This is a genomic window from Sphingomonas faeni (assembly GCF_024273235.1).
In the GTDB taxonomy this organism is placed as follows: domain Bacteria; phylum Pseudomonadota; class Alphaproteobacteria; order Sphingomonadales; family Sphingomonadaceae; genus Sphingomonas; species Sphingomonas faeni_A.
Genome location: NZ_JANBVH010000014.1, coordinates 40,766 through 64,766, shown reverse-complemented (window position 1 = coordinate 64,766; position 24,001 = coordinate 40,766). Strand labels below are relative to the sequence as shown.

The 24,001-nt window shown below is 65.6% G+C and carries 19 protein-coding genes; 13 read left to right on the top strand and 6 right to left on the bottom strand.

The window, feature by feature from the left end; translation table 11 throughout:
- Positions 1–58: 58 nt before the first annotated feature.
- Positions 59–3,028: a TonB-dependent receptor gene (locus NLI89_RS09640; protein WP_254686851.1), complete on the bottom strand. Its 2,970-nt coding sequence runs from the start codon at positions 3,026–3,028 to the stop codon at positions 59–61.
- Between the two features lie 235 nt (positions 3,029–3,263).
- Here NLI89_RS09640 and NLI89_RS09635 point away from each other — a divergent pair, with 235 nt between their 5' ends.
- Positions 3,264–4,286, top strand: a complete 1,023-nt coding sequence (locus NLI89_RS09635; protein ID WP_254686881.1) for a LacI family DNA-binding transcriptional regulator — start codon at positions 3,264–3,266, stop codon at positions 4,284–4,286.
- A 152-nt stretch (positions 4,287–4,438) separates the two neighbouring features.
- On the opposite strand, the gene NLI89_RS09630 is transcribed toward NLI89_RS09635, so the two are convergent.
- Complete coding sequence (locus NLI89_RS09630) at positions 4,439–5,131, bottom strand: DUF6445 family protein (protein ID WP_254686850.1); 693 nt, start codon at positions 5,129–5,131, stop codon at positions 4,439–4,441.
- A gap of 123 nt (positions 5,132–5,254) precedes the next feature.
- On the opposite strand from NLI89_RS09630, the gene NLI89_RS09625 reads away from it, so the two are divergent.
- Positions 5,255–6,754 carry an MFS transporter gene (locus NLI89_RS09625; RefSeq protein WP_254686849.1) on the top strand — a complete coding sequence of 500 codons (1,500 nt, stop codon included), beginning with the start codon at positions 5,255–5,257 and terminating at the stop codon, positions 6,752–6,754.
- Positions 6,755–6,772: 18 nt separating this feature from the next.
- Here NLI89_RS09625 and NLI89_RS09620 read toward each other — a convergent pair whose 3' ends face one another.
- Positions 6,773–9,106, bottom strand: coding sequence for a GH92 family glycosyl hydrolase (locus tag NLI89_RS09620; protein ID WP_254686848.1), 2,334 nt, complete (start codon positions 9,104–9,106; stop codon positions 6,773–6,775).
- Positions 9,107–9,190: 84 nt separating this feature from the next.
- The gene (locus NLI89_RS09615) at positions 9,191–10,198 is read right to left on the bottom strand and encodes a LacI family DNA-binding transcriptional regulator (RefSeq protein ID WP_254686847.1); all 1,008 of its coding nucleotides are present in this window, start codon (positions 10,196–10,198) and stop codon (positions 9,191–9,193) included.
- A 155-nt stretch (positions 10,199–10,353) separates the two neighbouring features.
- Between NLI89_RS09615 and NLI89_RS09610 the strand changes: the two genes are divergently transcribed.
- The 9 genes from NLI89_RS09610 (at position 10,354) to NLI89_RS09570 (ending at position 19,110) form a co-directional block, all read left to right on the top strand.
- Positions 10,354–11,562, top strand: coding sequence for an MFS transporter (locus tag NLI89_RS09610; RefSeq protein WP_254686846.1), 1,209 nt, complete (start codon positions 10,354–10,356; stop codon positions 11,560–11,562).
- The gene (locus NLI89_RS09605; RefSeq protein ID WP_254686845.1) at positions 11,559–12,623 is read left to right on the top strand and encodes a sugar phosphate isomerase/epimerase family protein; all 1,065 of its coding nucleotides are present in this window, start codon (positions 11,559–11,561) and stop codon (positions 12,621–12,623) included. The genes NLI89_RS09610 and NLI89_RS09605 overlap by 4 nt, the downstream gene beginning before the upstream one ends.
- A complete protein-coding gene (locus NLI89_RS09600) occupies positions 12,620–13,765 on the top strand; it encodes a Gfo/Idh/MocA family protein (RefSeq protein ID WP_254686844.1) in 1,146 nt (381 codons plus the stop codon). Before NLI89_RS09605 ends, NLI89_RS09600 begins: the two co-directional genes overlap by 4 nt.
- Complete coding sequence (locus NLI89_RS09595) at positions 13,762–14,148, top strand: c-type cytochrome (protein WP_248520848.1); 387 nt, start codon at positions 13,762–13,764, stop codon at positions 14,146–14,148. Before NLI89_RS09600 ends, NLI89_RS09595 begins: the two co-directional genes overlap by 4 nt.
- Before the next feature lie 13 nt (positions 14,149–14,161).
- Positions 14,162–15,085 (top strand): hydroxypyruvate isomerase family protein, encoded by a 924-nt coding sequence (locus tag NLI89_RS09590; RefSeq protein WP_254686843.1) that lies wholly within the window; start codon positions 14,162–14,164, stop codon positions 15,083–15,085.
- 71 nt (positions 15,086–15,156) lie between these two features.
- Positions 15,157–15,972, top strand: a complete 816-nt coding sequence (locus NLI89_RS09585; protein WP_368077263.1) for a DUF1080 domain-containing protein — start codon at positions 15,157–15,159, stop codon at positions 15,970–15,972.
- The gene (locus NLI89_RS09580; protein ID WP_187503238.1) at positions 15,969–16,550 is read left to right on the top strand and encodes a gluconate 2-dehydrogenase subunit 3 family protein; all 582 of its coding nucleotides are present in this window, start codon (positions 15,969–15,971) and stop codon (positions 16,548–16,550) included. Before NLI89_RS09585 ends, NLI89_RS09580 begins: the two co-directional genes overlap by 4 nt.
- Complete coding sequence (locus NLI89_RS09575; protein ID WP_254686841.1) at positions 16,547–17,380, top strand: sugar phosphate isomerase/epimerase family protein; 834 nt, start codon at positions 16,547–16,549, stop codon at positions 17,378–17,380. The genes NLI89_RS09580 and NLI89_RS09575 overlap by 4 nt, the downstream gene beginning before the upstream one ends.
- Before the next feature lie 53 nt (positions 17,381–17,433).
- Positions 17,434–19,110 carry a GMC family oxidoreductase gene (locus NLI89_RS09570; RefSeq protein WP_254686840.1) on the top strand — a complete coding sequence of 559 codons (1,677 nt, stop codon included), beginning with the start codon at positions 17,434–17,436 and terminating at the stop codon, positions 19,108–19,110.
- 85 nt (positions 19,111–19,195) lie between these two features.
- Here NLI89_RS09570 and NLI89_RS09565 read toward each other — a convergent pair whose 3' ends face one another.
- Together NLI89_RS09565 and NLI89_RS09560 are read right to left on the bottom strand one after the other, a co-directional pair.
- Positions 19,196–21,871 (bottom strand): TonB-dependent receptor plug domain-containing protein, encoded by a 2,676-nt coding sequence (locus NLI89_RS09565; RefSeq protein WP_254686839.1) that lies wholly within the window; start codon positions 21,869–21,871, stop codon positions 19,196–19,198.
- A gap of 761 nt (positions 21,872–22,632) precedes the next feature.
- Positions 22,633–23,400: an SDR family oxidoreductase gene (locus NLI89_RS09560; protein ID WP_254686838.1), complete on the bottom strand. Its 768-nt coding sequence runs from the start codon at positions 23,398–23,400 to the stop codon at positions 22,633–22,635.
- Positions 23,401–23,537: 137 nt separating this feature from the next.
- Between NLI89_RS09560 and NLI89_RS09555 the strand changes: the two genes are divergently transcribed.
- Complete coding sequence (locus tag NLI89_RS09555) at positions 23,538–23,801, top strand: hypothetical protein (RefSeq protein WP_254686837.1); 264 nt, start codon at positions 23,538–23,540, stop codon at positions 23,799–23,801.
- On the top strand, positions 23,798–23,959 hold the full coding sequence (locus NLI89_RS09550) for a hypothetical protein (RefSeq protein ID WP_254686836.1): 162 nt from the start codon (positions 23,798–23,800) through the stop codon (positions 23,957–23,959). Before NLI89_RS09555 ends, NLI89_RS09550 begins: the two co-directional genes overlap by 4 nt.
- Positions 23,960–24,001: the final 42 nt, after the last annotated feature.

Sequence of the window (24,001 nt, the reverse complement as noted above, 5' to 3'; positions counted from 1 at the left end):
CCGTCAGGTGCCCGTCTGCAGGGCCTCGCGGGGCGGCATCTACCGCCCCGCCCCCCGGTCAGAACTTGTAGGTGATGCCCACATAATAGTCGCGACCATAGCGCTGATAGTCGATCACCTGGCGCGGGTCGTCGTTCTGGTAGGTGACGAACGGCCGGTCGGTCAGGTTTTTCGCCTGCGCCAAAATCGCGAAGTTGCGAAGCGGCCCCGACTGGAATTCATAGCCGATCTGCGCATCCAGGATCGCCTCGGCCTTGGCGGTGCGATAGGTCGGGTTGGCCGACAGACCCGCCACCTCGGCCAGGAAGCTGGAGCGATAGCGATAGTTCGCGCGCGCCTGGAAGCCCCATTTCTCGAAGTAGATCGTGCCGCTGGCGGTGTATTTGGACAGGCCGGGCAGGGTGATCGCCTCGGTCGGGTTGCTGCCGTACTTGATCGTCGACTGCGTGTAGTTGCCGCTCGCGAACATGCCGAACCCGTCGAGCGCGGACGTGATCGCCTTGAACGGCAGCGACAGGGTTGCCTCGACGCCGAGCACTTCGCCGCGACCGGTATTGTCGGGCAAGGAGACGTTGCCGATCGTCTGACCGGCCGCGATCACCTGCGCCTGCTGCGCCGCGGTCAGGGAGGGAAGCAGCGCCGAGAAGTCGTAGGGCAGCGAATTGTTGGGATCGACGAAATCGGTCAGGTGCTTGAAGTAGCTCGACAGCGCGACATAGCCGCCACCGCTGAAATACTTCTCGAACGACAGGTCGATGTTGGTCGACTGGTACGGCTTCAGATTGACGTTGCCGCCGGTCGAGGTGAACACCGGGAACAGGCCGGCGGGCGTCTGGCCGATATTGGTCAGGTTGATCGCGACGTCCTGCGTGACGCGCTCCTGGTCGAGGCGCGGACGGATCATCGTCTGCGATGCGCCGACCTTGACGAAGCCCAGCGGGATCAGTTCGACCGACATCGTCGCCGACGGCAGGAAGTTGGTGTATTTCACCGACTCCTTCACCGGCGCGATCGTCACCGCGCCGCCGACGACGCTGGCGATCTGTCCGGTCGAGCTCTGGTCCGAATGCACGACCTGCGCGCCGATCGAGCCCTTGAGCGGCTTGTCGCCGACCAGCCCGTCGATCGTGACCTTGGCGTAACCGGTCCACACCTTTTCGAGCACGACATTGTCGCGCACCAGCGCGGACGGCCGGCCATCGAACGCGGACTGCAGCGTGTTGTTGTAGAGATACAGCGGATCGAGCGTCAGCATCTGCGGGATGCCGAGATAATCGAGCGCGACGTTGGTCCCGAGCAGCGCTTCGCTGGGCACGTCGCTGCTGAGCGGCGAACCGCTCGCCACGGTGCAGCCCACGCCGCCGCCCGGCGGGCACAGGAAGTAGGACGTGTAGGCGCTGGTCTTCTTGCGCTGGCTATAGTTGCCGCCGGCTTCCCAGCCCTTGACGACGCTGTTCGAGAACTCGCCGTTGAGGCTCGCGCGCAGCGACTTCAGATCGTCCTTGAAGCTCGGCCGGTTGAGGAAGCCGGTCTGGACGACCTGCTGCGTGCCGTTGTTGCCCCAGCCTTGCGGGTCGGTCAGCTTGAAGACGCTGGTGTCGGTGTAATCCAGCGTCGGCGAGAAGGTGTAGGTGCCGTTGCCGTTCTGCTTGACCGTGACGGTGTCGGCCGCGCCGCTCTTGGCGAAGCCGGTGCCGGTGTTGGTTTCCAGAAGGAAGTCGGTGCGGTCCGCATGGCTCCAGCTCGCATCGACGTTCAGGTGGATGGTGTCGGTCAGCTTCAGATCGTTGTTCCAGCCGAACGAGTAATTGTCCGCCTTGCGCTGGTTATAGTCGTTGCGCTGCACGCCGAAGACGTTGCCGAACGTCGCGTCGGTGACGAAACCGTCGCTGCTCGTCACGCCCGAAACCGTCGTGCCGCCGACCGTACCGGCGCTGGCCAGCTGCCCCGCGAGCGGGAATTCGATGCCGCGCAGGATCTGCGTTTCCTGGAAATGCGAATACAGCGCGTCGAAGGTCGAATGGAAGCTGTCGGACGGCTGCCACTCGATCGTCGCGACGCCGCCGTAGCGCTTCAGCTCGTTCGACTGGACATAGGGCTTGGCGCCGTTGACCAGGAACGGATCGGCTGCGGTGCCGGTGCCGCTATAGCCCCAGGCGTTGTAGCGCTCGTTCTGCGACGGCGTCTGCGTCGCGGATACGCCGATCGCGATGCCGAGCGTGTCGTCGGCGAACTTGTCGACATAGGTCGCCGACGCGCGATAGCCGTAGCGCGTGCCGTCCGGGTTGAGCTTGTCGATGCCGTTCATCTGGCCGCGCGCGCTGATCGCGACGATCCGGTTGGGCTGGTCGAGCGGACGCAGCATCCGCAGGTCGACCGTGCCGGCGATTCCCGCGGCGATCAGCGAGGCGTCGGCGGACTTGTAGACGTTGACGTTCTTGAAGAATTCCGACGGATATTGATCGAACTCGACGCCGCGATTGTCACCGGTCGTCACCTGTTCGCGGCCGTTGAGCAATGTGGTCGAGAAGTCGGGGCCGAGGCCGCGGATCGACAGGCGCTGGTCGCGACCTTCGAGGCGCTGTGCGGTGACGCCCGGCAGGCGCGCCAGCGAGTCCGCGATCGACACGTCGGGCAGCTTGCCGACGTCTTCGGCCGAAATCGAGTCGACGATCAGCACCGACTGGCGCTTGATCTTGGCGGAGGATTCGAGACCGGCGCGAATGCCGGTGACGACGATGTCGGCACCGCCGTCGCTCTCAGCGGATACTGCGGCGGCGTCCTGCGGCGCGGCCGGCACGGCGTCGGCCGGCTGCGGCGTGGGTTCGGCGGCGGTCGTGACGGCATCGACCTGCGCGGGCGCGGTCGAATTGGCGTTGGGAACGCCGGGGGCGACCTGTGCGAACGCGGCGTGGCCCGGCAGGATCAGCGCGGCGGCGAGTGCGGTGGCGCTGACACGGAGCGCGAGGCGGCTATGCGCGGAAACGCCGGTCGTGGCGCGCGCGCGGCACGGTGCAAAATTGCTCATGAATACCCCTTTGGCGGGAATGATCCCGCGCATCCTCAATGACTTGTATCGATAGCCTCGACGTCGTGCTTCCGCGTCGATTGTCGCAAGACGGCTATATTTCGGCCGGGGTCGTTGCAAAAGGGACGGGCATACGTATTCACTGTTTCATGCAGACCATGTCTCTTCTGGACCACGTCCCCCGAAGTTGGCGCCGAAATCGGCCCCGGCGCTGGCCCCGACAAAGGCGCTGGTGATGGGGCGCCGCCCGACCTCGTTCGACATCGCGCAACTGGCCGGCGTGTCGCAGCCGACGGTGTCGCGCGCGCTGCGCGGATCCAAATCGGTCAATCCGCAGACCCGTCAGCGGATCGAGGCGATCGCGCGAAGCCTGCATTATGCCGTCGACAAACATGCGTCGTCGCTGCGGAGCCAGTCGGCGAACACGCTGGCGCTGCTGTTCTTCGAGGAACCCGCCGAAGACGATTCCACCATCAACCCGTTCTTCCTGTCGATGCTCGGCTCGATCACGCATGCCTGCGCACGCGCCGGGTACGATCTGCTGATCTCGTTCCAGCAATTGTCGGGCGACTGGCACGTCGATTACCAGGACAGTCGCAAGGCCGACGGCATCATCCTGCTCGGCTATGGCGACTATGAAGCCTATCGCGCGCGCCTCGATCACCTCACCGAACAGGGGACCAAGGTGGTGCGCTGGGGCGCGGTCGGCACCGGGCCGGCGGGGATCACGGTCGGCTCGGACAACCGCGGCGGCGGCGAGGCGGCGACCGCGCACCTGATCGCGCAAGGGCGGCGCCGGATTGCGTTCCTGGGCACGGCCGACGGACGGTATCCCGAACTCGAGGATCGCTACCGCGGATATCACGATGCGCTGGAGGCGGCTGGTCTGACGGTGGACGACGCGTTGCAAGTCGATGCGATCACCACCGAGGACGCCGGGCAGGACGCGGTCGCCGAACTCGCACGGCGCGGTGCCGAGTATGATGCGATCTTCGCGGCGAGCGACAGCATCGCGATCGGTGCGATGCGCGCGCTGGCGGCGGCGGGGCGATCGATCCCCGACGACGTCGCGATCGTCGGCTTCGACGACATCGCCTCCGCGCAACTGACCAACCCGCCGCTGACGACCGTCACGCAGGACGCGCGCCGGGCGGGGGAGGCGCTGGTGCGCACGCTGCTGGCGAGACTGCGCGGCGAAGTGTCCGAAGACGCCCCCCTGCCAACCCGACTGGTGATCCGCGCAAGCAGCGGGGCGTAGCCCGACATGATCCTCCCCCGCCAGGGGGAGGTGGCAGGCGTCAGCCTGACGGAGGGGGCGGCATGAGCAACCGCTGTTGCGTAACCTCCCCCTCCGTCACCTTCGGCGCCACCCCCCCCTGGCGGGGGAGGATCACGTGTACGGGTGGCCGCTCAATCGTCGAACAGGAAGAGATTCAGCGTCAGCCGCCCGGCCAGCGGGTCCGAACTCAGCACCACCTCCGGCGGCAGATACGCGCAGTGCAGCGTATTCCCCGCATAGACGAGCGCCCGGTTGAAGCGCGCCGGCTGGACCCCGACACACTCGTACAGCGCCGTGTCGCCGGCAATGTAGGACGCTTCCGGCATCCCAAACGCCTGAACGCCCGCCTCCAACTCAGCCTTGAACCGATCGAGCCGCACCGCATCGACGCTCTCGAACCCCGTCGACCGCTGCCGGTAAAAGGCGGTGCCGCCTTGCTCGCCATGCCCCAGGAACAGCAGCACCGCGATCCGCCGCGGCTCCACGCCATCGAAATGCGGCAGCCGCTGGATCGGCGCCAGATCGGCGGGCGCCGTGGTGACCAGCGAATAATAGGCTTCCGACACCGCCGGCGCCGGATCGAGACCGAAATGCTCCGCCAGCAACGGCGCGATCCGGCGGCGCATCGTCTCCGCAAGGCGAGGCGGGACCTCGGCGCGGACACCGGGATAATGCGGGCCGATCGCGGTCATCCGCAGGCTCGCCGCATCCTCGCGCAGCGCGTCCGGATCGGGCCAGAAATCGTCGATCGCGATCAGCGGACGCTGCTCCCGGCCCCGGAGATGCAGCTTGGTTTTCGGCATGTCGGTCATTGCGGTCTTCATGCCGCGCGGGTGCGCGACGAGGCAAGGTATTCGTATGCATGGTTGTTTCGACCGCCGCTTGGCGTCAAGCCGGACCGGCAGGATCGTCGTGCAGACAAGCGACGGCCAAGGGAGAGCCGCGTTTTGAACGAGAAACCAGTCCAGGGCTTTGCCGGCCTTTGGAATATCAGCTTCGGCTTTTTCGGCATTCAGATCGGCTTCGCGCTGCAGAACGCCAATATGAGCCGGATCTTCCAGACGCTCGGCGGATCGCTCGACGACCTATCCTATCTATGGGTCGCAGCACCGCTGACCGGGCTGCTCGTCCAGCCGATCATCGGCCATTACAGCGATCGCACCTGGACCCGCTTCGGCCGCCGCCGCCCCTATTTCTTCGCCGGCGCCCTACTCGCCGCGCTCGCGCTGTTCGTGATGCCCGAGGCCAGGATGCTGTGGCTTGCCGCGCTGACATTGTGGGTGCTCGACGCCTCGGTCAACGTCTCGATGGAGCCGTTCCGCGCGTTCGTCGGCGACATGCTGCGCAAGGACCAGCACACCGCCGGCTATGCGCTCCAGACCGCGTTCATCGGCGCCGGCGCGGTGGTCGGCTCGATCTTCCCGTTCGTGCTCGCGCATCTCGGTGTGTCGGGCGATGCGCTCGCAGGGGTGCCCGATACGGTGCGCTACAGCTTCTGGTTCGGCGGTGCCGCGTTGCTGCTGGCGGTGCTCTGGACGGTCGGCAACACGCGCGAATACAGCCCCGACCAGATGGCGTCGTTCGCCGAGCGTGACACGGACGAGGCACTGCCCGCACCGGTCCGCGCGCTTGCCAGTCGCGGCTTCGCGACCAGCTTTGCCTGGATCGTCGCCGGCATGGCGGTGATCGTAGCGGTCCCCCAACTCGCGTTGCAGAAGGAAGTGTACCTGCTCGGCGGGCTGCTCGTCGCGTTCGGCGTCGCCAGCCTCGTCGCCATCGCCCTCGCGCGCGGCGGCAACACCGACAACGCGCTGAGCCAGATCGTCGGCGATTTCGGCGACATGCCCGACGTGATGAAACGCCTCGCGCTCGTCCAGTTCTTCAGCTGGTCCGCGCTGTTCATCATGTGGATCTTCAGCACCCCCGTCGTGGCGCAATACATGTACGGATCGAGCGACGCGACGAGTGCCGCGTATAATGCCGGCAGCGACTGGGTCGGCGTGCTGTTCGCGGTCTACAACGCGGTCGCCGCGCTGGTCGCGCTGCTGATCCTGCCCCGGCTGGCGAAGCGGATCGGCCGCGTGAAGACGCACATCGCGTGCCTGCTGTGCGGCGCCGCCGGGTTCGCGAGCTTCCTCGTGGTGCGCGATCCGACCCTGCTGATCGTCAGCGAAATCGGTATCGGCATCGCCTGGGCGTCGATCCTCGCCATGCCCTACGCGATCCTCGCCTCCAGCCTGCCGCAGGCCAAGCTCGGCATCTACATGGGCCTGTTCAACATCTTCATCGTCCTGCCGCAGCTGCTGGTCGCGACGCTGATGGGCTCGGTGTTGAAGGCGTTCTTCCCGACCGAGCCGATCTGGACGATGGCCTTCGCTGCGGTCGTCATGGCGCTTGCGGCGCTGGCGATGCTGCGTGTTCCCGAAGTCATCGACGAGCACGCCTGACGGACCAGGCTGCCGGACTTACCTAACGGGAGCAGTCGACGACGAGAACGGCCGGGCCTTCGCACCCTTGCCCCAGGCTTTGTTCGGCTGCGCGCCCATCACGAACCGCAATTCGCCACCCTGCCGGATCTCGTCGTCGCGCAGATAGCTGCGGGTGAGGGGCGTGCCGTTCAGCGTGACCGACCGGATATACGGGTTCGCATCCGACAGATTATCCGTCCGGATCGCGAACTGCTTGCCACCGGGCAGCGCCAGCGTCGCCTGCGACAGGAACGGGCGGCCGATCACATATTCGTTCGATCCCGGCGCGACCGGATAAAAGCCGAGTGCGGTGAACACCAGCCATGCGGACATCTGGCCGAGATCGTCGTTGCCGCTCAGCCCCTCGGGCTTGGCGCCATATTGGCTCGCGACGATCTGCCCGAGCCGTTCCTGCGTCCGCCACGGTGCGCCGGCGTAATTGTAGAGATACGCGACGTGGTGGCTCGGCTCGTTGCCGTGGATATATTGGCCGATCAGCCCGGCGATATCCTCCGCATGGCTGTAATCGACCTTCGAATTGTCGAACTCGAACATCGCATCGAGCTTCTTGACGGTCTTCGCATCGCCGCCAAGCAGCCGGAACAGGCCCGCCTGATCCTGCGGTACGAACCAGCTATATTGCCACGCATTGCCCTCGGTATAATCCGAGCCATAGTTGATCGCGGTCGGATCGAACGGTGTGCGGAAATTGCCGTTAGCAAGTCTTGCGCGCAGCCAGCCGGATTTCGCGTCGAAGCTGTTGCGCCAATTGCCCGCGCGCTTCTCGAACCGTTCGGCGATGGCGGTCTTGCCCATGCGGCGCGCCATTCGCGCGATCGTCCAGTCGTCATAGGCATATTCGACCGTCTTCGATGCGGCCTCCGGCTCCTTGTCGATCGGGACGTAGCCGCGCTGGATATACTCGCCGAGCCCGCCGTATGCGGCGCGATCGGCGCTCGCGACCATCGCCTGCAACGCGGCGTCCGCGCTGAAGCCGCCGATGCCCTTCAGATACGCGTCGGCGATAACGGGGACCGCATGATAACCAATCATCGTCCACGTCTCCCGCCCCGCAAACTGCCACACCGGCAAGATTCCGTCCGGACTGTGGCGCTGGCTGGCGATCAGCGAGCGGACAATGTCGGAATTGGTCTTCTCCGGCTGGATCAGCGTCAGCAGCGGGTGTTCGGCGCGGAACGTATCCCAGAGCGAGAAGGTTGAGCGGACCGTGAAGCCGTCGGCCTGATGCACCTGATCGTCGGGCCCGCGATACCGCCCGTCGCTGTCGCTCCAGACGCTCGGCGCGAGCAGGCTGTGATACAGCGCGGTCGCGAAAATCCGGCGCATCGGCGCGGCCGCCTCGAACTTGACCGCGCCCAGCGCGTTATCCCAGTCGCCCTGCGTCCTGGTGCGGACCGCGTCGAAGCCGCCGGGCTCGCTGTCCAGATTGGCGAGCGCTCCGGCCTCGTCGACCCCCGATATCCCGACCTTCACTTCGAGCGGGGCATCGAGCAGACCGAAATCGAGTCGCGCCTCCAGCGCCCGACCCAGTTTCTCTGCCAGCGCATCGCTGCCCCGGCCTGGACCCTGGAATCCCTTGTACGCGACGTCCTTCTCGCGATCGACCAGCGCGTGGCCGACCAGCGGCGCGGAAAACCGCATCGCGAAGTAGAGCTTGCGCCCCGGCGCCCAGCCGCGCGTCTCGCGGAAGCCGGTAAGCACGCCGTCGTCCCGCATGTGCAGCCCCGACCACAGAATCTTGCCGGGGTAATTATAGAGCGACGATCGCAGATCGACCACGAGATGCGCGGCCTTGCCCTTGGGAAAGCTGTAGCGATGCACGCCGATCCGCGTGCCCGCGGTCATTTCCGCACGCACGCCGGGACCGTCCAGCGTGACGGCGTAATAGCCCGGCTTGGCGACCTCGCTGGCATGCGAAAAGCGCGAGCGATAGCCGGGTGCAGCGGGCGTGCCGGGGTCCATCGGCACCGTGTCGCCCGACACCGGCATGACGAGGATATCGCCCAGATCGGAGTGCCCTGCGCCCGAGAAATGCGTGTGGCTGAACCCCTCGATCGTGGGGTCGTCGTAGCGATAGCCGGCGGCGTGGCCGTAGCAGGTGCGGATGACGCACGACGTATCGGTATCCGGCGACAACTGGACCATGCCGAACGGCGCGACCGCCCCAGGGAACGTGTGCCCTTCGCCGCCCGTCCCGATGAACGGATCGATCGCATCGCTCGGTCTGGCCGCGTCTTGGCCATAGGCGCTGGTGGAGAGAAACAAACCCAGCAAGGCGCCCGCAAGGCGTGATCGCTTGAAAACCGACATCGAGATCGCCCGTATGGAGGAAGTGATTGCCGCCGAATATTGCAGGCGATCGTCGATCTGAGAAGCGCCGCCCGATTTAATCGGTCAGCGAGCCGAAGCTGGCTGTGCAGTGCTGCCGCGAACGATGAGTTCGTGATCGAGCGTGACCTGTCGCGACGGGCTGTCGACGCCGTGCAATATGTCGACGAGCAACTCGACGGTGCGGCGACCGATCATCGCTTTTGGCTGGGCGATCGTCGTCAGCGGCGGTTGGAAATAGCGCGCGAGCGGAAGGTCGTCGAAGCCGATGACCGAAACGTCCTTCGGGCATGACAGCCCCGCGTCGCCGATCGCGCTAAGCGCGCCCATCGCCATTTCGTCGCTGAAGCAGAAGAGCGCGGTCACGTCCTGCGCGATCAGGTCGCGGGTATGGTCGATCGCCGAGCCCGCGGAATAGTCGCCGATGCGGATGTGCAGGCTGTCGCGCAGGCCGGCGCGGGTCGCGGCGTCGATCGCGCCGGCGAGACGGTCCCGGCTGATCGGGCTGATCTCCGGGCCGGTGACGACGCCGATCCTGCGATGGCCGAGGCCGATCAGATGCTCGATCGCGTCGGCGCTGGCGGCGGCATTGTCGATATGGACGCTGGGGACGCCGAGGTCCGGACTGTATTCGCAGCCATTGACGATCGGTGCGGCGGCGCCTTTTCGTGACAGCATCGGGGCGAGGCTGGCGGGCAGGCGGTGGCCGAGGAAGATCAGCCCGTCGACCTCGCGGCGCGAGAGCATGTCGGCATATTGATCCTCGACGTCCGGGTCGTGCCGGGTGTCGCCGACGACGACCGAGTATCCGGCATCGCGCGCCGCTTCTTCGGCGCCGCGGATGACGCTGGCGAAGAACGCGTTGGAGATGTCGGGGACGGTCAGCAGGATCTTGGCGGCGCGCAACGTCCGCAGGCTCCGTGCGGCGACGTTGGGTACGTAGCCCGATTCGCGGACCACCGCGAGCACGCGCAGGCGGGTATCCTCGGACACCTGTTCGGGCCGGCTCAACACGCGCGACACGGTTGCGGTAGAGACGCCCGCGAGTGCGGCCACTTCGATGATCGTCGGCATAAGCGCGTCATGGATCCGGTCGTCGGCACTGTCGATATATATCCGATGTAATCCTTTACATTCGGATCGCGGCTCCGTAGCTTCATGTCCGACAAGCAGGCAAACTGCGAGCGGAGAGGTAACGAATGGCGAGTGCAGATACTGGGTCCCAGGCCATGCCAGCCGGTCTGCTGACGGGCCGCCTGAGCGCCATGATGTTCATGCAGTTCTTCGTATGGGGCGCCTGGACCGTAACCCTCGGCCTCGTCATGCAGACGGTCGGCATCGGCAACCTGATCGGCAACGCCTTTTCGGTCGGGCCGATCGCGTCGATCGTTGGCTCGTTCCTGCTCGGCATGGCGGCGGCGCGGTATGTCAGCCCGCGGATGCTGATGGTGATCCTGCACCTGATCGGCGGCGTGCTGCTGTTCGTGCTGCCGTCGCTGGTGACGCCGGAGAATGGCCGGACCTTCGTCTGGCTGCTGCTCTGCTACATGATCCTCTACATGCCGACGGTCGGCCTCGCGAACACGATCGCACTGAAGAGCTTCGGCGAGCGGACCGACAAATTCCCGTTCGTCCGCGCGTTCGGCACGCTTGGCTGGATCACCGCCGGCCTGATCATCGGCTGGGCGGGGCTATCGGCGAGCCCGGAGATCTTCCGCGTCGCCGCGGTCGTCTCGATCGCGCTCGGCCTCTACAGTTTCACGCTGCCGAACGTCACGGCGGACGCGCCGCGCGACGAGAGCGTGCTGCGTCAGGTGTTCTGCGTCGAGGCGTTCGGGTTGCTCCGCCAGCGCTCGTTCCTGATCTTCATGACCTGCGCGACGCTGATCTCGATCCCGCTGGCGATGTATTACGCCTATGCCTCGCCCTATGTCGGCGCGACCGGCATCAACAACGTCGGCGGCACGCTGGCGATCGGGCAGATGTCCGAACTCGTGTTCATGTTCTCGATGCCGTGGCTGTATCGCCGGTTCGGCGTGAAGCCGCTGCTGCTGGTCGGCATGGCGGCCTGGGCGTTGCGCTACGCCCTGTTCGCGATCGGCGATGGCGGTTCGTCGATCTGGGCGGTGTATCTCGGCGTCGCGCTGCACGGCGTGTGCTATGATTTCTTCTTCGTCGCCGGCGCGATCTACACCGGCACGATCGCCACGCCCAAGGGCGTCAACGCGCAGGCGCAGGGCATGCTGACCTTGTTCACCTACGGCGTCGGCATGCTGCTCGGGTCGCAGATCGGCGCGCTTCTGTATGCGCAACTGCCCGCATCGCCGACCATCGCCGACTGGCAGCATATGTGGTGGTACCCCGCGATCGCCGCGGCCGTGATCGCGCTGCTGTTCCAGTTCACCTTCCGCGACGACACCAGAAAGAGTGCAGCATGACCGGCATGAAGGGCCCCGGGATATTCCTCGCCCAGTTCCTCGGCGACGAGGCCCCGTTCGATACGCTCGACGCGCTCGCTGAATGGGCAGCTGGGCTCGGCTATGTCGGCGTCCAGATCCCCTGCAACGCGCAGTTGATCGACCTGAAGCTCGCCGCCGAAAGCAAGACCTATTGCGACGATCTTCGCGGCAGGCTGGCGAACCACGGCATCGAAGTCACCGAGCTGTCGACGCATCTGCAAGGCCAGCTCGTCGCCGTCCACCCGGCATATGACACGCTGTTCGACGGCTTCGCGCCCCCCGAAGTCCACGGCAAGCCCGCCGAGCGCCAGCTTTGGGCGGTCGAGCAGGTCAAGCTCGCCGCCCACGCCAGCGCCAATCTCGGCCTGTCCGCGCACGCCACCTTCTCGGGCGCGCTGGCATGGCCGTACGTATACCCGTGGCCGCAACGCCCCGCCGGGTTGATCGAGGAGGCCTTTGCCGAACTCGCCCGCCGCTGGACCCCGATCCTCGACGTGTTCGAGGAATCCGGCGTCGATTGCGCGTTCGAGGTCCATCCCGGCGAAGACATCCATGACGGCGCGACCTGGGAACGCTTCCTCGCGGCGGTCGACAACCATCCCCGCGCACGCCTGCTGTTCGACCCCTCGCATTTCGTGTTGCAGCAGCTCGATTATCTCGATTTCATCGATCGCTATCACGACCGGATCTCGTGCTTCCACGTCAAGGATGCCGAGTTCAACCCGACCGGCCGAACCGGTGTGTACGGTGGCTACGAGAATTGGGTCGACCGCGCCGGCCGGTTCCGCTCGCTGGGCGACGGGCAGGTCGATTTCTCCGCGATCTTCAGCAAGATGGCGCAGTACGGCTATGACGGCTGGGCGGTGCTCGAATGGGAGTGCGCGCTGAAACGGTCCGACGACGGCGCGCGCGAAGGCGCACCGTTCATCCGCGACCACATGATCCGTCTGACTGAACGCCCGTTCGACGATTTCGCCGCCAGCGGCATCGACCGCGCCGCCATCCGCAAGTTGCTCGGGCTGTCGGAGGAGCAGGCATGAGCCGCCTCCGTCTCGGCATGGTCGGTGGCGGGGAGGGGGCCTTTATCGGCGCGGTCCACCGGATGGCAGCCGCGCTCGACGGCGATTGGGAGCTCGTCGCGGGCGCGTTCAGCACCGACGCCGGGCGCAACACGCGCACCGGCACGCTGCTCGGCCTCGATTCGCAGCGCGTCTATCCGTCGCTCGACGCGATGATCGCGCATGAACGCGCATTGCCCGCCGACCAGCGCATCGATGCACTTGCGGTCGTTACCCCAAATCATCTCCACGCCCCGATGGCGATCGCCGCGCTGAACGCCGGCTTCCACGTCTTCTGCGAAAAGCCGATGGCGATGAGCGTCGTCGAGGCCGAGGCGATCGCCGCCGCCGCCAAGGCCAGCGGCCGCCACTTTGCGCTGGCGTTCACCTATAGCGGCTATCCGCTGATCGAAGAGGCACGCGCGCGCGTCGAACGCGGCGATTTCGGCGCGATCCGTCTGGTCCAGGTCGAATATCTGCAAGGTTGGCTCAGCCAACCGATCGACACCGACGGCAACAAGCAGGCCGAATGGCGCACCGATCCCGCCCGCGCCGGTCTTGGCGGCTGTCTCGGCGACATCGGCACGCACGCGTTCCAGCTCGCCGAGCATGTCTCCGGCCTGTCGGTACACTCGGTTTCCGCGGACCTGACGACGCATGTCGACGGTCGCCGCCTCGACGACGACGTCAGCGCATTGCTCCGGTTCGAGGGCGGTGCCCGCGGTGTGCTCAAGGCGACCCAGGTCGCGGCGGGCGAGGAGAACGGGCTGCGACTGCGCATCCACGGCGAACGCGGCGGCTTGGACTGGTCGCAGATGGAACCCAACACGCTGACGCTTCGCTGGCTCGACCGTCCCGCCGAGATCGTTCGAACCGGCGGCCCAGGGATGTTCGGCGCTACAGCTTTGCTGGTGCGTACACCTGCGGGTCATCCCGAGGGTTATATCGAGGCGTTCGGCAATCTTTACCGTGCGTTCGCCTCGGCGATCCGCGGCGATGAAGACGGCCGCTGGTTTCCGGGCGTGACCGATGGCCTGCGCACGATGCGCTTCATCGAGGCGGTGATCGCCAACGCCGGCGCAGACCAGAAATGGACTTTAGTAAATCCGGGAGAGAATGAATGAAGCTGCTCATGGCTCTGGTCGCGGGAAGTATCGCGGCAGTTGCGGCAGTCACGGTCTCAGCGCCGACCACCGCGCAATCCACCGCGGCTGCACCGCCGGCCTTCGCCGCGTGCCGCGCCTGCCACACCGTCGTGAAGGGCGGCAAGAACGGCATCGGCCCGAACCTGTACGGCGTGGTCGGCCGTGCCGCCGCAGCGACGCCCGGCTTCAACTACTCGCCGGCGATGAAGGCATCGAAGCTGCGCTGGGACGAGAAGACGCTCAACGACTATCTCGCCGCGCCGCAGAAGAAGGTGCCGGGCACGCGCATGCCAATCGCCACCCCCGATGCCGCCAAGCGCGCGACGATCATCGCCTATCTCAAGGCCGAGGGCTCGAAATGACGGTAATGGTCGCATGACGCTCTCCCGCCGAAATCTGCTCGGGGCCGGGCTCGCGGCCGGCGCCGCCGCGTCGCTGGTGCCGGGCATGGCCGGGGGGCAACGCCGCAGTTCGAACGCGGCGCGCTTCTCGCTCGGCTACGCGCCGCACGAGGGCAGCTTCGCCAGCCGCGGCGGGCGGATCGAACAGATCGCCTTCGCCGCCGATCAGGGCTTCACCGCCTGGGAGGACAACGAGGCGGCGACGCGGTCGGTGGCCGAGCAGGAGCAGATGGCCAAGGCGCTCGCGCAGCGCGGCATGACGATGGGCGTGTTCGTCGCCAGCATGCCGAAATGGTCGAAGTCGCGGCCCTTGCTCGGCGCGAACGACGGCGCCGAGCGCGAGGCGTTCCTCGCCGATATCCGCGCCTCGCTCGACGTCGCCAAGCGGCTGAATGCGAAGCGGATGACCGTCGTCACCGGCTTCATGGACCCGAAGGTTCCGGTGGACATCCAGACCGCGCGCGTGATCGACGTGATGCGCCGCGCCGGTGATATCGTCGCGCCATCGGGTGCGGCGATGGTGATGGAGCCGCTCAACACGCGGACCAACCATCCGGGCGTCTATATGCAGACGATCTCGCAGGGCTACGCGGTGGCGCGCGGCGCCAACAGCCCGGCGGTCAAGGTGCTCGCCGATCTGTATCACGAGCAGATCCAGTCGGGGAATCTGATCCCGACGCTCGACACCTGCTGGAACGAGATCGGCTATATCCAGTTCGGCGACAATCCGGGCCGCAACGAACCCTCGACCGGCGAGATCAACTACGCCTCGATCGTCAAATGGCTGAGGGCAAAGCGCTATTCGGGCGTGATCGGGATGGAACACGGCAATTCGATCGCCGGGCGCGCGGGCGAGGATCGCCTGATCGCCGCCTATCGCGAAATCGATTCGGTATGACGGCGATGGGCATGAAGCCGATCGGCAGGAAGGGGATGGGGATGAGGGGAACAAGCATGAAAACCTGTTTGATGGCGAGCGTCGCCACGGCGATGACGCTGATGGCGACGGGGTCGGTCGCGGCTCAGGAGAAGCCCGGCTTCAAGGACACGCCGCTGCTGCCCGGCGGCCAGTGGCGCGTCCATGACGCCGACCGCCCGGCGCCGGTCGTCGTCGCACCGGCCGCGACCGCCGGCGGTCCGCCCGCCGATGCGGTCGTGCTGTTCGACGGGCGTTCGCTCGATGCATGGAAGCCCGATCGGATCGCATGGCCGATCGCGGACGGTGCGCTGACGATCCCGTCGCGTGCGAAGAGCGGCGGCGAGAACAACCTCGTCTCGAAACAGAGCTTCGGCGACGTGCAGATGCATCTCGAATTCCGCTCGCCGAACCCGCCGACCAAGACCTCGCAGGATCGCGGCAACAGCGGCATCTGGTTCATGCAGCGCTATGAACTGCAGATCCTCGATGGCTCGCAGAACCCGACCTATGCCGATGGCACGGTCGGCGCGGTCTATGGCTGGAAGCCGCCACTGGTGAACGCCTCGCGTCGCCCCGGCGAATGGCAGACCTACGATATCGTGTTCGAGCGGCCCCGCTTCGCCGCCGACGGCAGCCTGGTTCGCCCCGCCTATGTCACCGCGCTGCTCAACGGCGTGCTCGTCCAGAACCACCAGGCGATGCTCGGCACGACGATCTGGCGACAGGTCGCGAGTTACAAGGCGCACGCCGATGCCGCGCCGATCCAGCTTCAGGATCACGATTCGCCGGTGTCGTTCCGCAATATCTGGGTTCGTCCGTTGCCCGAGGCGGCGATCGCACAGGACCTGAAGAAGGACGGTAAATGATCGATCGTAGAACTGCACTCGCGGGCGTCGTCGCCATGTTCGGCACGGCCCTGTACGCGCCGATCGCGCGCGCGGCCGGTGTCGCGCAGGCGCCCGGCGCGGCCGCCGGCATCCCCGTCATCAGCGAGGGCCCGCCCAGCGTCGCGGTCTTCACGGCCCCCCAGCGCGCGCTGATGACCGCACTCAGCGAACGCGTGCTGCCGACCACCGATACGCCGGGCGCGATCGCCGCTGGCGTCCCGGCCTATATCGAGAAGCTGCTCGCCGACTGGGCCCTGCCAGCCGATCGCGTGCCGATCCTCGCCGGGCTCGACGCGATCGAGGCGCGCAGCCTGAAGGACTATAAGGTCGCCGGTGCGAAGGCGACGGCGGCGCAGCAGGATGCGCTGCTCACGCTCGCGATGAACGACAAGATCCCGTCCGGCGGCGTCTTTTTCGAGGCGTTCCGGCAGCTCGTCGTCACCGGCTATTACACCTCCGAAATCGGCATGACGCAGGAGCGCGAATATCTGCCGGTGCCGGGCGAATATAACGGCCAGTTCCCCTATTCCCAGGTCAGCAAGGTGTATTCCGCATGATCCTCAACCGTAGAAACCTGCTCGCGGGCTCCGGTGCGGTCGCAGCGCTCGCGTTCGTGCCCACCGCGTCGGCCGCCCAGTTGAAGGCGATCGGCCTGCAACTCTACACGATCCGCGAGATCTTCGCGAAGGACCCGGTCGGCACGCTCGGCAAGGTCGCGCAGATCGGCTACCGCGAAGTCGAATTCGGCGGTGGCGGCTATGACGGCATGGATCATGCGATGCTGCGCCGGACGATGGACAAGCTCGGCCTGACCGCGCCCTCGGTGCATATCGGCTACGACGCGCTGCTCAAGCAGTTCGACCAGTCGGTGACGATGGCCAAGACGCTCGGCGCGACCACCGTCGTGCTGCCGTACATGACCGACGAGCATCGCAACGAGGCGGGCTGGACCGCTGCACTGCCGAACTTCAACCGGTTCGCAACCGATCTGAAAAAGGCCGGGCTGGGCTTTGCCTATCACAACCACGATTTCGAGTTCACCATCAAGCCGGGCGGCGTCAGCCTGTACGAGCGGCTGCTGAAGGAGACCGATCCCGCGCTCGTGAAGCTGGAACTCGATCTTTACTGGGCGCTGCATGCCGGCGAAAACCTGTCGACGCTGATCGAGCGCCTGTCGCCGCGCCTCTACGCCTATCACGTCAAGGACATGCGCCCCGACCGGAGCATGACCGCGGTCGGGCAGGGCACGATCGATTTCGGCGCGCTGTTCAAGCTGAAGGGCAGCGCCGGCGTACGGCATTTCTACGTCGAGAACGACGAGGCCCCCGCGCCCTATCTGCCCGACATCACCACCAGCTTCCGGACATTGCGCGCGCTTCGTTTTTAAATGGGGGCGCTTCTGACGGGGCGAGTTTTTCCGAGTTTTAGGAGAGAGAGATCATGGCTGAGACCAACAGGTTCGACGCGATCGTTATTGGATCGGGCGTAAGCGGTGGCTTCGCTGCGAAGGAACTGACCGAAAAGGGTCTGCGCGTCCTGATGCTGGACCGCGGCAAGATGGTCGAGCACGGCGAAGGCTACACCTATGACGGCAAGCCCGCTTACGAGGTGCCGGCGCGCAACATCATGCCCAAGCCGCTGCTCGAAAGCGATTATTTCATCGGCAAGCACGGCTATGTCCAGCCCAGCAACCGCGAGTTCCACAATGACGACCGGTTGAACCCGTACGCCTATGACGAGGGCAGCAAGTTCTACTGGATCCGGCCCGGCGCGGTCGGCGGCAAGTCGCTGATCTGGGGCCGCTGGTGCTTTCGCTGGAGCCCCGCGGATTTCGAGGCGAACAAGCGCGACGGCATCGATGGCGACTGGCCGATCCGCTATGACGACGTCGCGCCGTGGTACAGCTATGTCGAGAAATATATCGGCGTGTCGGGCTCGCGCGAGAATCTCGACTATCTGCCCGACAGCGAGTTCCAGCCGCCGATGCCGATGAACGTCGCCGAGAAGTGGCTGAAACAGGGCCTGGAATCCAAGTTCCCCGGCCGGAAACTGATCAACACGCGGCTGTCGAACATGACCGAGGACAAGCCCGACCAGAACCGCACGAAATGCCAGTTCCGCAACCAGTGCGGCAATGGTTGCTCGTTCGGCGCCTATTTCTCGACCCAGGCCGTCACCTTGCCAGCCGCCCGCGCGACCGGTCGCCTGACGCTCAGGTCGGACTCGGTCGTCACCAACCTAGTGTACGACGCGGCGCGCAAGAAGGTGACCGGCGTTCGCTATATCGACGCGAAGACCGGCCAGGCGGAAACGGTGCAGGCCGATCTCGTCTTCCTCTGCGCCTCGGCGATCGCCTCGACGCAGATCATGCTCAATTCGCGCGCACCGGGCAGCGACCGTAGCTATTTCGACGAGAGCGGCACGCTCGGGCGCTATATCATGGACCACATCTTCCGCGTCGGTGTCGAGGGCGACATCCCAGGCATGGAGGAGTTCATCGAATATGGCCGTCGTCCGGGCGGCGTCTACGTGCCCCGTTTCCGCAATATCGGCAGGGACGACGGCGTCGGCTTCAAGCGCGGCTATGGCTATCAGGGCAGCGCCTATCGCAACCCCGCCGCGCCGGTCGGGTTCGGCGCGTCGATGAAGCAGGGCATGCGCAAATACGCTCCGTGGAAATTCAGCATGGGCGCGTTCGGCGAATGCCTGCCCTATGCCGATAACAAGGTGTCGCTGCACCAGTCGAAGGTCGACCGGTTCGGCGTGCCGCTGGTCCGCTTCGACGTGACGTTCCGCGACAACGAACTGAAGATGATGGCCGACGCGCGAACGCAGGGCGAGGCGATGTTGAAGGCCGCCGGCCTGACCAACGTCAAGAGCAGCGAGAAGGAGCATGTCCCCGGCGACGCGATCCACGAAATGGGCGGTGCCCGCATGGGCCGAGACCCGCGCACGTCGGTGCTCAACGAATGGAGCCAGGCGCATGCCGCGTCCAATCTCTACGTCACCGACGGCGCGCAGATGGCGTCGATCTCGTGCGTGAACCCGTCGCTGACGTTCATGGCGCTCACCGCGCGCGCCGCGGACCACGCCGTCAAGCAGATGAAGAAGGCCTGACGATCTCGGAGACGGCGACGAGCGGCGCCGTCTCCGAGGGACTATGAAAGGACGGCGGGGACGCCTGTAGCGCCCCCGCGCCCGATCAGTATTTCACCCGCAGGCGGGTATAGTAGAAGCCGCCGTTGAAGCCGAACGGACCGCCACTCCGAGGATAGACCTGGCCGTCTGCCGTACCGCCGGTGAGCGGATAGATCTGCACCGTGCTCGTCGCCGCCAGTCGATCGGGTCGCTCGTCGGTGAAGTTTTGCGCGCCGACCGCGATCGTGAAATGCTCGGCGAAGGTGTAGCTGAGTTCCAGATCGGTCACGAACTTGCCCCCGAACCGCTGGTTTGGCACGCCGTTGGTCTGGCCGTAATCCTGTGCGCTGGTGAACGAACTGTAGTAGTTCTCGCGCACATTGAAGCTCAGATTATCGAGCGACCAGTTGGCGTTGAAGACGACACGGTGCTTCGGTGCGAGGTTCTCCGCGTCGATCAGCTGCGCCATGCTGACCACCCGCGCGTCATAGTCGGTGACCTTGGTATCGTTGTAGTTGTACGCCAGCGAGAAGTTGAGCAGTGCCTCGCTCAGCTTGGTGCGGTACGTACCGACCACGTCGACGCCCCGGGTCCGCGTCTTGAAGCCGTTGGTGAAATACTGCACCTGTCCACCGACCCCAACGGGGAGCAACGCAGGTTGCGCCGCCAAATCCGCGGCCGTGACGATGAAGGGCGAGGTCAGGCCGATCCGGTTGCGCAGGTCGATCTGGTATCCGTCGACGGTGACGGTCAGGCCGCGGACCGGTTCGAGAATGACGCCGGCGCCATAATTGGTCGATTTCTCCGGCGTCAGGTTGCTCGCCCCGTAATATTGCGCGACCGCGGTGTTGGTCGGGTAGGTCCCGCTCTGGAAGGCGACGCCGTTGTTGAACGACGTGGTCACGATCGAGACGTTCGATTGGCCGGGCGATGGCGCGTGGAAGCCGGTGCCGAAGCTGCCGCGGATCGAGAACCCCTCGACGAACTTGTACAGCGCGTTCACCTTGCCGACCCACGCATCGCCGAACGTGTTGTAATGTTCGTAGCGACCGGCCGCGCCAACCGTCAGCGCGTCGGTCAGATCGGTTTCGAGGCCGACATAGGCGGCATAGGCCTTCTGGCTGAACTTGCCCGCGGTCGCCGGACTTGTGCCGGCATACCCGCTCGCGCCGACGCCCTGCGCCGCGGTCGAGCCCGAGGCGACGTACACGCCGGGCGCGGTCTGGGTGTAGAGCTGCTGCGCGACCGCATAGGGCCCCGCGGCGTAGGATTGCAGGTCGCCCGCAGTCTGTTCGTAGGTCTCCTTGCGGAATTCGCCACCGGCCGAGATCGTCAGCGGGGCGGCAAGCCCCAGATCGGCCGCATAGGTGAAGTCGGCGTTGAAATTGGTTTCCTTCTGGATCAGGTCGCCGAAATCGAAGCTGGTCTGCGTGGCGGGGCCGTAGGAAAAGTTCGCCGAATTATACATCGACAGCGACAGCTTGTTGCGCGCCATCGTGCCGGACAGATCATAGCTGAAGGCGCCGGTCGTGCCCTTGTAGCCGACTACGCCGTAGATCTGCTGCGTCTCGCCGACGAAGCGCGGGGTGAAGCCGGCCGGATAAAGCTGCGCGAACTTGAAGGTGTTGCCATCCCGCACGAACCCGCCGGCGGGGCAGGTCGCGTTGCCGGTCGGGCACGGCGTCAGGAAGAACGTATTGTTGAACGCGCCGTTCGCCCCCTGATTCCGCACGACCCCATTGGAATCGACCGCGGTGCTGCTGACGGACGGACGGTAGTTGAAGCTCTGATTGCCCTTGCTCTCGGCATAATTGCCAAACGCATAAAGTTTGCTGTCGGCGGTGACGTTGATCGCCGCGTTCACGACCGACTTGAAACCATGCGACGGCGAATTGCCCCAGATCTGCACGGGCAGGGGGTAGTTGGGAAGCTGCGATGCCAGCGCCGGGAAATTCTGCGCGAAGTTCGCCGCCGACGGTCGTGTCCGGCCGCGGCTGGTCTGGCCCTCGTCGACATATTCGCCGGTCGCGTTGATGAAGCCCCAATCGCCCTTGAGACCGACATTGCCGGCGATCTGATAGCTTTCGCCGTCGCCCGCATAATATTGCCCGGCGCGTCCGACCAGTTCGATCCCCTGATCCTCGCGCAGGCCGTAGTTGAGCACGCCGGCGATCGCATCGGAGCCATATTGCGCAGTGGCGCCTTCGCGCAGCACCTGGAGGTTGCCGATCGCGAGCGACGGGATCGCCGAGATGTCCGGTCCCTGCGCACCGCGGCCAAGTCCGGTGTCGCTGCCGCCATATACCTGGACCAGCGCCGATCTGTTATAGCGCTTGCCGTTCAGCATCACGAGGACCTGATCGCCCGAAAGCCCGCGCAACGAGGGCGAGCGAACGAAGGTCGATGCGTCCGAGATCGAGTTCTGCCCGGCATAGAAGGACGGAACGATATTCTTCAGCGCGTCGATCATGTTCGCTGCAGGCTGCGTCGTCAGGTCCGCGGCACTGATGATATCGACTGGCGACGGGGAATTGGCGAGCGTACGATCGGTACGCCGCGTGCCCAATACGAGAATATCGCTGGGCGGTTCGTCGACCGCAGGCGCCGCCGCCTGTGGCGACGGGTCCTGGGTGGCGGTCGCCGCGGCATCGGCAACCGTGTCCGGCGTGGCCGCAAAGGCAGCGGACCCCGACAGGAGTGCAACCGCCAGTGCGACGGTAGAGGTCGTGTACTTGATCATCCTAAGCCCCCTTGGAAAACAGCGGCTCTCAGGATCCTTCCCCTAAATCATCCTCGCTTGGGACCGCCGATTGCGTTCGGCATGGTTGCGAGTGTCGTGATCATCGACCCGCGCGGAACGACGTCGTCGTCCGCTCGGTACGAATTGCGGTGGCGAGGTCGTCCATTCCGCGCGGCGTTCAACGACCGGCGCGGAGCGGTTGCGGTCGGGGCGAGCGAACTCACCCGCGACGAGACCTCGAAAATGGATATCGGAGCAGACCCGGCGTCCTGCGAACCCAATAGGATCGTCAGTACGCGGGGTCGCGATCATCGGGCGTCGGGCCCGATCGGCGACGCACGGTATGTGAGGAGGGTGTCGACGATGGCAGCTTGCGGCACGGAACCCCCTTTACGAATGACCGACAGCTTGGGCGGACCCGACGCCTTTGCAGCGTCACGGCCAGACCGGCATTTGTACAATTCGCCATATCGCGGGTGCTCTGACAATCGCGAATAGGTCCGATCCGTACGATTACGACATAATGTTGCAGTTATGTCGCAACATATTCGTAATGTTCCGACCACCTCGGCTGCATCCGCTTGGCAGCGAGTGGCGGCAGCCTCACCGTTCGCGCCAAGGTGCGCGCCAAGGTGCGCGCCAAGGTGCGCGCCAAGGTGCACGTCGAGACTCGCGGAGGGGCGCTTGTCGATCGGGATCAGCACGACCGGCCCATCCAGAGGTCGGGTTAGGGCGGCGTCTGCGTCGCGCCGCCCGCAAGTTCACCCGCCGTTGCGCGCGCGCTCGGCCATCTCGTTGAGCTGGACCAGGGTTTCCGGAAAGCGATGGTCCGCCTCGGCATTGCGCAGCGGTCGCACGCGCTCGACCAGGATTTCGTCCGGTACTGGCTGCTGTGCCCAAAGCGTCATGACCTCGTCCGCGAACGCCTCCAGCGGCATGTAGCCCGGCCGGTTCTCCTGACCCGGGGTCAGCGTGGTCTGGACGCCTGGTGGTGCGATCTCGATCACGTCGACCTTGCCTTTCAGCAATCGGCGCAAGCTCACGGTGTAGGAATGGATCGCGGCCTTCGTCGCAGAATAGGTCGGCGCCGCCACCAGCGGGACGAACGCCAGGCCCGACGTCAGGTTGACGATCGCGGCGCCGGGGCGGGTCGCCAGATGATCGACCAGCGCGTTCGTCAGCCGGATCGGTCCGAGCAGGTTGGTGACGATCGTCGCCTCCGCATCGGCAAGATCACGCCGCGTCGAGGCGTCTTCCAGCTTCATGATTCCGGCGTTGTTGACCAGCACGTTCAGCGCGGGGTGCTCCGCGACGATGCGGCGGGCGAAGTCCTCGATCGCCGCGGGGTCGTCGATGTCCAGCGTGATCGCGCTCATCCGCTCGCGACCGGCGATCGTCTCGTCGAGCGCGTCCTGGCGTCGGCCCGAGACGATCACTGTGTTGCCGGCATCGTGCAACCGCTGGGCGAGCGCGGCACCGATCCCCGATCCGCCGCCGGTGATCAGGATGGTGTTGCCGGTGGGTGTCATGAATCGTCTCCTGCTGATGACCGGTCGTAGGTGGTCATGCCGCGCGTGAAAGCAATGCGTTCGCCCTCGTTCGCGGACGGAAACGTCTTACGCTCACCGGGTTATCGCTTGAGCGGCGGGGGCATGCGTTGCAGACGATGCCGAATGGATATCGCGGCGGGTTTTTGCCGACCGCGGCCGAAGCGGAGTTGAGCGTGGCAGGTGTGATGGCGAAGGAATGGGATGGCGCGGTGGTCTGCAAATGGCTGGAGAGCCGCGTCATCGCTGCGCGCGCCGATCAGGTCGTGGCGGAGCGCGGCGGACGTGACCGGCAGGACGATTGCGACAAGGCGACGGCGGAGGAAATGGTCTGCTCGCTGTTGCTGAAGGGCAAGGGCTCGACCGCTCGCAGCTCGGCGTGACCGAGCAGCTCCGGGCCCTCCAGGACCGTGACGAGTATCTCTGGCGCGGAATCTACGACGACACCCGTTTCGACAGGCACGTCCGCTCCTATATCAGGAGGCTGCTCAAGATGACCAAGACGAACGCCGGGTTCGAGACGATCACGCACTACCAATAGCCTGACCTCGACGATCGACGCTCAATGCAGAACCCAGAAGGA